Here is a 10,845-nt window from a genome sequence, read left to right as displayed (position 1 = left end):
ATGCAAAAGAAAGAAGCGCTTTTACTGAAATTGGAAGAATTGGGCGTATTGCAATTTGGGCAGTTTACGCTAAAGAGCGGCTTGTCCTCGCCTTTTTATTTGGATTTTAGACGAGTGGTGGCCTACCCCCAACTGCTTAAAGAAATTAGCGAGCAACTTTGGGAATTGATCAAAGATTTGGAATTTGACCATTTGTGTGGGGTGCCTTATGCGGCCCTTTCACTCAGCTCGGCCTTGTCGATGATGCACAACAAACCGATGATCGTCAAGCGCAAGGAAGTGAAAAAACATGGGACCAAAAAAATGGTGGAAGGCGTCTTTGAAGAGGGCCAAAAAGCCGTTGTTATTGATGACGTCATTAGTAGTGGTATCTCGATGATTGAGACCTTGGAAGTCATTGAAGCCGAAGGTTTGGAAGTGGACTATGTCATTTCGATTGTGGACCGTATGCAAGGGGGCGTATCGACCTTGGAAAAACAAGGTTATCAGGCTTTGTCGGTCTATACCATTGCGGAGATTTTGGACATTTTGTATCGACATGATCGCATAGATGAGCAGATGTATAATCTGACCTTGGCCTTTGTGCAAAATAACCAGATTGGTTATGAGCAATTGCGTTTGCAGCGCAAGGCTGTTCCCCGCCTCAACTACTCGACCATCAAAGTGAATACGCAAAATGGGGTGACCAAGCGCCTGATCGACATCATGGAGCAAAAACAAACCAACCTTTGTTGCTCTGCGGATGTGGGGACCAAAGCCAAATTGCTGCAATTGGCCCAAGAAGTGGGACCATATATTGCCGTTTTGAAAACGCATATGGACAGCATTGAAGACTTTGACCAAGAGCTGGTTATTGAGCTACAAGCTTTGGCAAAACGCCATAACTTTCTCTTGTTTGAGGACCGCAAATTTGCCGATATTGGGCATATCGTTCAACAACAATTTAAAGCTGCCCCTTACTGCATTGCCGATTGGGCCGATTTGATTACCGTGCATGTGGTGGCTGGCGCTTCTAGTGTAGACGCCTTAAAGCAAATTGCGCTGCAGAAAAATGTGGGTTTGATTGTGGTGGCCCAAATGTCGACCGTAGATACTTTAACTAGCAGAGAGTACATGAAAAAAGCCTTGGCTATTGCCCAAGATCAGCAAGAAGTGGTTGTGGGTGTGGTTAGTCAAAACAAACGGCCAAGAGATGCGGGACTTTTGATGTTTACTCCAGGCATTAAGCTAGGCGGTGGCTCTGATAATTTGGGCCAGCAATACAATCATCCCACAGAAGCCTTTGAAAAAAGAGGCATTGATTTGATGATTGTGGGCCGAGGAATTTACCAAGATGAACAGCCCGCCCAAAAGGCCGCCGAATACCGAAAAGTAGGTTGGGAAGCCTATTTGAAGCGCTTGTAAAACAAGCAAAAAAGTGGAATAAAATACTTATTATGCAAGCAGTATGGGAGTTGCCCATACTGCTTTTTAGTTTTATAGAGATGGCAAAAAAACAGGGAATACTTAAAGTACAAGGCAGCGAAATTCGATTATACCGTGAGCAAAAAGAAGATTTTATCTCACTAACCGATATTGCACGCAAATTCAACCCCAAAACAGGGCAGTTGATCCTCAACTGGTTGCGCAATAGAAGCAGCATTAGCTTTTTGGGGGCCTGGGAAAGCCTACACAACCCCAATTTTAATGTACTCGAATTTGAGAACATTAAAAATCAGACTGGCGATCCAACCTTTACGCTAAGTTTGACCGAGTGGATTGAGAAAACGGGCGCACTTGGTATCCGCTCTAAAAAAGGGCGCTATGGTGGGACCTATGCGCATCAGGATATTGCTTTTGAGTTTCTATCTTACCTCAGCCCTACCTTTAAACTCTATGTTTTCAAGGAACATGAAAAAAGCCTTGGCTATTGCCCAAGATCAGCAAGAAGTGGTTGTGGGTGTGGTTAGTCAAAACAAACGGCCAAGAGATGCGGGACTTTTGATGTTTACTCCAGGCATTAAGCTAGGCGGTGGCTCTGATAATTTGGGCCAGCAATACAATCATCCCACAGAAGCCTTTGAAAAAAGAGGCATTGATTTGATGATTGTGGGCCGAGGAATTTACCAAGATGAACAGCCCGCCCAAAAGGCCGCCGAATACCGAAAAGTAGGTTGGGAAGCCTATTTGAAGCGCTTGTAAAACAAGCAAAAAAGTGGAATAAAATACTTATTATGCAAGCAGTATGGGAGTTGCCCATACTGCTTTTTAGTTTTATAGAGATGGCAAAAAAACAGGGAATACTTAAAGTACAAGGCAGCGAAATTCGATTATACCGTGAGCAAAAAGAAGATTTTATCTCACTAACCGATATTGCACGCAAATTCAACCCCAAAACAGGGCAGTTGATCCTCAACTGGTTGCGCAATAGAAGCAGCATTAGCTTTTTGGGGGCCTGGGAAAGCCTACACAACCCCAATTTTAATGTACTCGAATTTGAGAACATTAAAAATCAGACTGGCGATCCAACCTTTACGCTAAGTTTGACCGAGTGGATTGAGAAAACGGGCGCACTTGGTATCCGCTCTAAAAAAGGGCGCTATGGTGGGACCTATGCGCATCAGGATATTGCTTTTGAGTTTCTATCTTACCTCAGCCCTACCTTTAAACTCTATGTTTTCAAGGAGTTTCAGCGCCTCAAACAGCTTGATGAAGCCAAAAAACAAGAGGCTTTAGGCTGGAACCTCAAGCGTATGCTGACCAAAGTCAATTATACGGTGCATACCGATGCCATCAAAGAAGAGTTGATTCCACCTAGAGTAAGTGGACAAGGATTTATCTATGCTGGAGAAGCCGATATTCTAAATGTGGCTGTTTTTGGCCTAACAGCTAAGTTTTGGCGACAACAAAACCCCGATTTAAAAGGAAATATTAGAGATTATGCAAGCACCGAACAGCTATTGGTCCTCGCCAACTTAGAAGCTGTTAATGCAGAATTGATTCGGATGCAATTGAGTCAAGATGAACGGGCCGATATCCTCAATCAAGCGGCCATCAAACAAATGCAATCTCTTTTGACCTCTAGATCCTTGCCCAAAATGGAAGATCCAAAACGCTTAGGCAACTAAGGCCAAACTATTTATCTAAGCGCAAACGATAATAATCCAACTGATGCGGCTGCCGCCCCCAGAGCAACTCCCGATCATCATCAAAAAGGAGGTAAAGCTCGCCTTTTGGCCCAAAACAAAGGCCTTCTGCCTTATGCGGAACCTTAAAAGGCTGTTTTTTGACCCCTTGCAAAACCGCTAAATTGGCCTTTTTTTGCCCTTTTTGGTAGGGAAAACGCCAAACGTAGCTGCTCAAGGCTTGGCCCTCGACTTCCATGCTCGTCGCTAAATAAAAGGCCTGCTCTTCTGCTCGATAATCTAAGGAGGAAAGTCCCAAAGGAAGGTCTTTGGCCCAAGCGGGCAAGTCAAGCGCTAACTCCTCGATATTGAGGTCCAAAACGGGCATGCCCGCTGCATTATAGTCGTATTTCAAAGATAAAATCCGCAGCTGATAATCAAATTCTTTATAGCTTTTGCCCAAGGCCCGCAGGCCCAAAAACAGTTGTTGCTCTGGCCCTTCTGCCAAGCCTTCTAGCTTAAAATAAGGTTGGCCCAAATAGTCTTTAATGGCCTTTTGCAGGGCCAAACTCCCCTTTTGCCCACTCTCTTCTTGCACTTCTGCCCCCACTAAAAAGGGCTGTTTTTCGCCATTTTTCCAAAACCAAAGTTGGTTGTAGCCCGCCCAATCATCATCTTTCAAGCGATCAAATGCTGTCATGGCCCAAAGTCCTTTTGGCCCAGTGGCCAGGGCTTCCAGCTTTTCGACTTCGGCCAAATAATTGGTGGGAAAATACTGGGCTTTTCCCCCTAATGGAGCATCCATTTTGAGCAAAGGACTACCCAAATTTGGCGGCAAAGACTTATCCGAAACCAAATAAAAATGATCGGCCCAATAGGCCAAAGCCGAGCCCTCGCAGAAGGTCCAGCGCTGCTCGATCGAGTCAAAATGAGGGGCAAAGCAATCTATGCGGCCCGAATCCAATTGCGCCAGGACAAAAGCTGCGGCTTCTTTTTGGTTTTGGGGTTTTGGCCCTCTACAGGCCGCAAAAAGAAGCAATATACTGAGGATAAAAAGATTTGTTTTCATAGTTTTTTGATGTTTTGGGGCTGCCCCGCCCTGCGGGCGGGTCGGGCTGTATCGCAGCTCGCTGTTCGCTCGGCCCTGCGCCGCCTTCGGCGGCTGGGTCTGGCCTTCGGCCACTGCTGTCCATCCCTCAGCCGATACTGTGGGTTGAAACCCACAGCAAAATGCTATCGCTTCGCGATGATTTATAAATGAGGGCTAAAGCCCTCATGAACTCGCCTCTAGATGCAAAATTGGTCCATGGCGGCAATAAAGATTCCGTTATTTCTTTAATTCTTTATTTAACGGAATCTTTATTTCGTTAAATCTTTAATCAAAGATTTCTTTATTGCTGCTAAATGCTATAAATCAGCTGTTTAGCTTTTGCGTTGAAGCAATTGGACCAAAATTTTATACAAAAAATGGCCAAAGCGCAAAGCGTTTATTTGGCCCAGCGCTGCGCAGCGGTGGCCCGAAGGGCCAGACCAAAGCCGCCACAGGCGGCTGCAGGGCCGAGCAAACCTGCGAGCCGCGAAGCATAGCGGCGGCCAGCAAAGCTGGCCGCGGGCCCCAAATCCAAAAAAATTCATTAAAAACCCTCCATTATTTTATAATAAAAATGATAAAATAATTCACGGATAAATTAACAATAAAAGTTGTCTAAAAACTAGGGCTTTAATGGTTTTTAGCGAATTTTGGAGCAAAAGCAGCATTATGGCAGAAAATCAGGCCGTTTGGCAAAAATTTAAGCAGCAAAAAGGCGCAAAGGCATTGGCCTACCTGCGGGTGTCTACAAAAGAACAAAATTTAGAGAAAAATAAGGCCGAGATTCTCTTTTTGGCCAATGATAAAAATTTGGGCAAGGTCTTTTTTATTGCCGAAAAAGTATCGGGCCGAAAAAATTGGCGGGAGCGCTGGCTGGGCCAAATTATTGAAGAATTGGAGCAAGGCGATACGATCATCGTCAATGAGCTCTCTCGGATTGGCCGCTCGATGTTGGAAATTATGGAGGTCTTGCAATTGGCCCTCAAAAAAGGAATTCGGATTTATGCGGTCAAGGGCGGCTGGCAACTCGACGAAAGTTTGCAGAGTAAAATTATGGCCCTGGTCTTTTCTATGGCCGCCGAAATTGAGCGCGACCTGATTGCCCAGCGAACCAAAGAAGCCCTGGCCGCACGCAAAGCTAAGGGCCTGCCTTTGGGCCGCCCCAAAGGACCCGGCCGCTCTAAACTCGATCCTTTTTGGCCCGAAATTCAAGCGCTTTTGGCCCAGGGCAGCAGCCAACGTTATATTGCCGACCGCTATAAAACCACCCCCTCCAACCTCAATCGATGGCTCAAACAAAAGGGCTGGCGTAAAAAAGATGAACCAAAAAAATAAAGATTCCGTTATTTCTTTAATTCTTTATTTAACGGAATCTTTATTTCGTTAAATCTTTAATTAAAGATTTCTTTATTGATCTAAGTAGTTGAAAACCAACAAAAAAGGGCCCTAGAAAAAATCTAGGGCCCTTCGGCTTGAAAAATTAACAATCAGCAGCTCTAATTTGCAGCCTTGTCAAAACGTTGTAGGTTCAGTTTTTCTATAATTTCGATAAGGGTAACGCCATATTTTGGATTGGTCGCATAGCCAGCAGATTGTAAGCCACGGGCCCAGTTTTTATAATCTGTAATTTCTAGTTTTAATAAGTGCTTATAACGTTTGCCTTGTAGCAATTTGCTATGTTCTCTAAAGCTGTACCAGGGCGATTCAAAAATGCGAAACATATCATATTTATCGTCGTCGGTATAGTTAGCACATCGGCAGCCTAAACATTTTTTCTTGCATTTGATGCCAAAATGATTGTTTTCATTTTTGGCCAATCGGCTATCGCCGGCATTGCTTTCCAATAAACCCTGAGCCAAAGTAATACTTGCGGGTATACCGTAAAGCTCCATTTCTTCTACAGCAATTTTGGCGTATTTATCTACATAATCTGTACACTTTTTTGTCTTAAAAGCAACGACTTCAGCCGATACGCCCAAGCGTTTGGGTAAAGTTGGATTGAGCACAAAGCCCAAATTAGAATATTTGGCGGCCTCGGCTTGTTGTTCTGTGCTCAAAGCGGCACCTACAGCAGTTGCGGCATTGGCCAAATTGAGTTTATCTCTAATGTCTTTAGATTTTTCTTTAATCTGTTTCCACCAAGGCTTGGCAACAGCTTGTATTGCAGCAAGTTGTGGACGAGCTGTGCTTGGGGGCAATTCGGCTTGGCCAGTTTCTAAAACTTCGGGTACAGATAAAGATAACTGAAAAGACAGTTCTCTTTGAGAGAGCAAAAAGGCCAAACTGCCTAAAACTACCCATTGAAATTTGGCTTTTCTGCTCATTTGTCGTGGATAAATGAGCAAGCTTTTGGGGTTTTTCCAGACCACAGCAATATTGTGGCGCAAAAGGCTGAGATTTTTTTCAAGCATAGCGATTGTTTTGATTGGTGAGCAAGATGAGTTGCCATTTCCTACACAAATTTAAAACAATTTGTTTCAATTCCGCAAGAAATTCCAACTTTTTGCCGCTATCGCTCTGCTGTATGTTGGTCCAAAAAGAAGCTAAAAGCGCTTTACAGCCTAGTTTTCAGCAAGTTGTTGCTGCTTGAAAAAAATACTGGTCCTTTTTTAAAACATATTGTTTTAATCTAAAGGGATTTCTGTCGAGTACTTAATGTCATTCATCACAAAATCGGTCTGCACATGCCCAATATTATCCATGGCCGCTAAGCGATTAAAAGTGAAGTCGTGATAATCTTGCATATCGCGGACCACAATCTTGAGGATGAAGTCATATTGTCCCGCAATATGATAACACTCCATCACTTTAGGGAATTTTATGATCTCTTGCTCAAATTTGAGTAGGGCCATTTGCGAATGCTCTTTTAGGGAGACCGAGAGAAAGGCCATTAGGCCCATTTCTACTTTTCGCCGATTGACCAAGGCCACATAACCTTTAATATATCCTCGCTTTTCCAAGCGCTTGATGCGCTCGTAGACAGGCGTGCTGCTCAGGCCCAAATCGGCCGAGATTTCTTTGATGCTTAACTTGGCGTCGGCTTGCAAAAGTTGCAAAATCTTCAAATCAGTGGGGTCCAGTTTCATGCGGCTTAATGTTTTCTTTAAATAAGGGGAAAATTACTTTGGCAGGGCCTTTTTGAGTAGGTAAAAGAAAATATTTCCTGCTAAAAAGTAGTTTAGCAGTTCAATTTTCTAAATATAGATTTTTTTCAGAAAAAAACGCTAAAAATCTAGTCCGCTGCTCTAGATTTGCCCCGCAAAACAAATCCAACTAATTCGCAATAAAAAACAACTACAATGAGCGAAAACTTGGCTTTTGGCCTTTTGGCCTTCACCTCCTACTTTTCTATTGTCAATCCGCTAAGCACAATGCCTGTCTTTATGACCATGACCAGCGAATTGACAAAACAACAGCAGCGGGCCACAGCAAAAAAAGCCGTCATTGCCGCCTTCCTAACCATGTTGGCCTTTGCTCTTTCTGGGCAGCTTTTGTTTTCCTTTTTTGGTATTTCGGCCAATGCTTTTCGCATTGTGGGCGGAATCATCTTTTTCCAAATGGGCTCCGATATGTTGCAAGCCCGCTTGGGCCGCATTAAGGTCCGAGAGGAAGAGGTAAAATCTTATGTTACCGATATTTCCATTACGCCCCTGGCCATTCCGCTTATTTGTGGCCCCGGCGCAATCACCAACTCGATCATCCTGATGCAGGATGCCGATAATATTGCTCAAAAATTTATTCTCATTGGCAGTATGGCCCTTATTCTAGCCCTCACTTATGCCATTTTATATACCTCTTCAACTATCTCGAAATGGCTGGGCGAAACGGGCAATAAAATTATGCTCCGCCTAATGGGCCTCATCGTTATGGTGATCGCCGTAGAGTTTTTCCTCAGCGGTTTGCGCCCCATTTTGGCCGGTATTTTTCCCTCTTTGGCCGTAGCCACTCCCTAATTTAGGGCAAGCAAAATACTCAGTTTATAAAGCTCTTCCTTTTTTGGGGAAGGGCTTTTTTCTTTTGGGGCTGCCCCGCCCTGCGGGCGGGTCGGGCTGTGTCGCAGCTCGCAGGTCTGCTCGGCCCTGCGGCGGCTGCGCCGCCTGGGTCTGGCCCTTCGGGCCACTGCTGCCCATCCCTCAGCCGATGCTGTGGGTGAACACCCACAGCTAGGCGGCAAAGCCGCCTCTAGATGCAAAATTGGTCCATGTAGGCAATAAAGATTCCGTTATTTCTTTAATTCTTTATTTAACGGAATCTTTATTTCGTTATTTCTTTAATTAAAGATTTCTTTATTGCTATTAACCCCTATAAATCAAGAATTTAGCACTAAAAGCCGAAACCATTGGACCAAAAGTTTGTACAAAAGATGAGCAGTCATGCCTTAAAAAAATGCCTTGACCAGCTTAAAATTTTTATCAAAAGACGGCCAAAGAGAAAAGATAGACTGAAAAAAATGGATGAGCGGCCCAGCGCTGCGCAGCGGTGGCCCAAAGGGCCAGACCCAAGCCGCCAAAGGCGGCTGCAGGGCCGAGCAGACCTGCGAGCCGCGCAGCATAGCGGCGGCCAGCTTTGCTGGCCGCGGGCCCCAAATTATACAGCTAGCTCCCCTCCTATAAAAGCAGCTTTAATGGCTTTTCCACTTCTTTTTATTAAAAGGAAAAAGTTGAGGGACTAATAAATTTTAGACAAAAAAAGGAACTAAAGATTATAACAGGCACATAGCTATTGCAAACAAGCAAAAAATAAAATTCTATGAAGAAAATAACTACTGTCAATGAACTAATTAGTCAAAAGTATGGCGCTCCTAATACAAAGGAAAGAGCAAATTTTAGCACTGCTAGTTTGCTTATGCATTTTAATGAGGAGATGAATGAAATTCCTGCCGAAAATATTAGTGCTCGTCAAGACAAAGCCATGGAAATATTTGGGCTAATCAAAGAAATAAGGGAGCAGGCAGGGCTCACGCAAGAAAATATAGCCGAAAAAACAGGACTAAAAGCAAGCTATATCTCAAGAGTAGAAAATAAAAAGGCAGATATTCAATTCTCCTCTCTTTTAAAGATTTTAGCTGGATTAAACATTGATATTCAATTCTCTTTTAGAGAAACAGAAACAACTTAGCCATAAAAAAGCCCCTACAATTGTAGGGGCTTTTTCATTTATTTCCGCTTTGTTCGCTTAAGGCTTTCAAATTCGGCAAAAGCTTGACGGCCAGGCCGCCCTTCTTCTGCTTGCCGTAGAGGCTCACAAACGTTTAAACTCTCTTGGCAATCTTTGGGCAATTGCTGGTAAAGTCCGGTTCCTTTTCGCTTCCAAGCGATCATTTCATCGCTTAGCTCTTTGATAATTCTGGCCGGATTTCCAACCACCAAAGAGCGAGGCGGAATCTGCATTTCGCCTTTTAAAAAACTCAAAGCGCCCACAATACTATGGGCCCCTAGGCGAACATCATCCATCAAAACCGCATTCATACCGACCATGGTATTTTCTTCCAAATGCGCCCCATGAATAATGGCTCCATGTCCCACATGCGCCCCAGCGCCAAAATAAGCCGAGCGGCCCGGAAACATATGGACCACACAGTTTTCCTGAATATTGCAGCCATCCTCTAAGCGAATTTCGCCCCAATCTCCACGCAAAACAGCCCCTGGCCCAATATAACAATGCGCCCCAATGAACACATTACCCGTTACATTGGCCTGAGGATGCACAAAAGCCGTTTCATGCACCACCGGGCGGTATCCTCTAAACTCGTAAAACATCTTTTTCGCTTTTGCTTAGGCCTTGGCCTTAAAGTCATTGATGGCATTTACCGTAAAATCAGAAAGGACCAAACGCCCACTAATGGCCGCTCGCTCTGCCAAAAGCTCATCCCAATTTTCGGTGCCTTTCCAGCAAATTCCTTTGAGCTCTTGCATGGCCTCAGGGCTAGAATTGGACAAGTTGAAGCTCAATTTCAAGATGGCCTCATCCATCAATTCTGCGCTCTCAAATACTTCCGTAAAAAGTCCTTTTTCTCTGGCCCATTCTGCCGAATACCATTGGGTGGCATTGATGGCCATTTGCGAAAAGGCAGATAGGCCAACTTTGCGCTCTACTGCTGGCCCTACCACAAAAGGACCAATACCAATGGCCAATTCGCTCAATTTTACGGAGGCGTATTTGGTGGCAAAACAATAATCACAGGCAGAAGCCAAACCAACTCCGCCACCTACAGCTTTACCCTGTACTCGGCCAATAATCAATTTTGAAGATTTGCGGCAAGCATTGATGACATTGGCAAAACCCATAAAAAAGGCTTTTCCGGTCTCCAAATCCTTAATCGAAATCAATTCGTCAAAGCTAGCTCCCGCACAAAATGTGCGATTGCCCTCACTCTGCAAAACAATCAGTTTTACCGCCTCCATAGCCGATACTTCCGTGATCGTATTGGCCAATTTGGCCAGCAACTTTCCAGGCAAAGAGTTATGTGCAGGATGGTAAAAACTAATTTTTGCCACGCCTTTCTCTACCGTCAATTCTACTTTTCCTAATTGCGTCTTATCTTCCATGCTATCTCGTTTTTATACTATATTTTAATGTTTTGGGGCCTCCGCCTCACTTCGCTCGTCGGCGCTACGTTTCGCAGCTCGCTGTTCGCTCGGCCCTTCGCCA

12 protein-coding genes are annotated in these 10,845 nt (G+C 44.4%); 7 read left to right on the top strand and 5 right to left on the bottom strand.

Annotated elements, in window-relative coordinates; genetic code table 11:
* The 4 genes from pyrF to SGRA_RS19495 are packed head-to-tail and all read left to right on the top strand — an operon-like array spanning position 1 to position 3,107.
* Positions 1–1,404, top strand: coding sequence for an orotidine-5'-phosphate decarboxylase (gene pyrF, locus SGRA_RS19510; RefSeq protein ID WP_015695551.1), 1,404 nt, complete (start codon positions 1–3; stop codon positions 1,402–1,404).
* A gap of 32 nt (positions 1,405–1,436) precedes the next feature.
* A complete protein-coding gene (locus tag SGRA_RS19505; RefSeq protein ID WP_015695550.1) occupies positions 1,437–1,949 on the top strand; it encodes a KilA-N domain-containing protein in 513 nt (170 codons plus the stop codon).
* On the top strand, positions 1,891–2,181 hold the full coding sequence (locus SGRA_RS19500; RefSeq protein WP_071823260.1) for an orotidine 5'-phosphate decarboxylase / HUMPS family protein: 291 nt from the start codon (positions 1,891–1,893) through the stop codon (positions 2,179–2,181). The genes SGRA_RS19505 and SGRA_RS19500 overlap by 59 nt, the downstream gene beginning before the upstream one ends.
* Positions 2,182–2,213: 32 nt before the next feature.
* The gene (locus SGRA_RS19495; RefSeq protein WP_015695549.1) at positions 2,214–3,107 is read left to right on the top strand and encodes a KilA-N domain-containing protein; all 894 of its coding nucleotides are present in this window, start codon (positions 2,214–2,216) and stop codon (positions 3,105–3,107) included.
* 7 nt (positions 3,108–3,114) lie between these two features.
* On the opposite strand, the gene SGRA_RS19490 is transcribed toward SGRA_RS19495, so the two are convergent.
* Entirely contained in the window at positions 3,115–4,173 is a 1,059-nt protein-coding gene (locus SGRA_RS19490; protein WP_015695548.1) for a hypothetical protein, read from the bottom strand.
* Between the two features lie 690 nt (positions 4,174–4,863).
* Here SGRA_RS19490 and SGRA_RS19485 point away from each other — a divergent pair.
* Positions 4,864–5,529, top strand: a complete 666-nt coding sequence (locus SGRA_RS19485; RefSeq protein WP_050981210.1) for a recombinase family protein — start codon at positions 4,864–4,866, stop codon at positions 5,527–5,529.
* A 161-nt stretch (positions 5,530–5,690) separates the two neighbouring features.
* Here the strand turns inward: SGRA_RS19485 and SGRA_RS19480 are convergent, their stop codons facing one another.
* Together SGRA_RS19480 and SGRA_RS19475 are read right to left on the bottom strand one after the other, a co-directional pair.
* Entirely contained in the window at positions 5,691–6,605 is a 915-nt protein-coding gene (locus SGRA_RS19480; protein WP_015695545.1) for a glycoside hydrolase family 73 protein, read from the bottom strand.
* Between the two features lie 213 nt (positions 6,606–6,818).
* On the bottom strand, positions 6,819–7,280 hold the full coding sequence (locus SGRA_RS19475) for an Lrp/AsnC family transcriptional regulator (protein ID WP_015695544.1): 462 nt from the start codon (positions 7,278–7,280) through the stop codon (positions 6,819–6,821).
* A gap of 213 nt (positions 7,281–7,493) precedes the next feature.
* On the opposite strand from SGRA_RS19475, the gene SGRA_RS19470 reads away from it, so the two are divergent.
* Together SGRA_RS19470 and SGRA_RS19465 are read left to right on the top strand one after the other, a co-directional pair.
* Positions 7,494–8,147, top strand: coding sequence for a MarC family protein (locus SGRA_RS19470; protein WP_015695543.1), 654 nt, complete (start codon positions 7,494–7,496; stop codon positions 8,145–8,147).
* Between the two features lie 796 nt (positions 8,148–8,943).
* Entirely contained in the window at positions 8,944–9,312 is a 369-nt protein-coding gene (locus SGRA_RS19465; protein WP_015695540.1) for a helix-turn-helix domain-containing protein, read from the top strand.
* Between the two features lie 38 nt (positions 9,313–9,350).
* Here the strand turns inward: SGRA_RS19465 and SGRA_RS19460 are convergent, their stop codons facing one another.
* Both SGRA_RS19460 and SGRA_RS19455 read right to left on the bottom strand, forming a co-directional pair.
* Positions 9,351–9,953, bottom strand: a complete 603-nt coding sequence (locus SGRA_RS19460) for an acyltransferase (RefSeq protein ID WP_015695539.1) — start codon at positions 9,951–9,953, stop codon at positions 9,351–9,353.
* A gap of 15 nt (positions 9,954–9,968) precedes the next feature.
* Positions 9,969–10,742: an enoyl-CoA hydratase/isomerase family protein gene (locus SGRA_RS19455; protein WP_015695538.1), complete on the bottom strand. Its 774-nt coding sequence runs from the start codon at positions 10,740–10,742 to the stop codon at positions 9,969–9,971.
* Between the last annotated feature and the right edge of the window lie 103 nt (positions 10,743–10,845).

The sequence above is a fragment of the Saprospira grandis str. Lewin genome, from assembly GCF_000250635.1.
In the GTDB taxonomy this organism is placed as follows: domain Bacteria; phylum Bacteroidota; class Bacteroidia; order Chitinophagales; family Saprospiraceae; genus Saprospira; species Saprospira grandis.
This window is presented reverse-complemented; position numbering and strand designations above follow the sequence as displayed.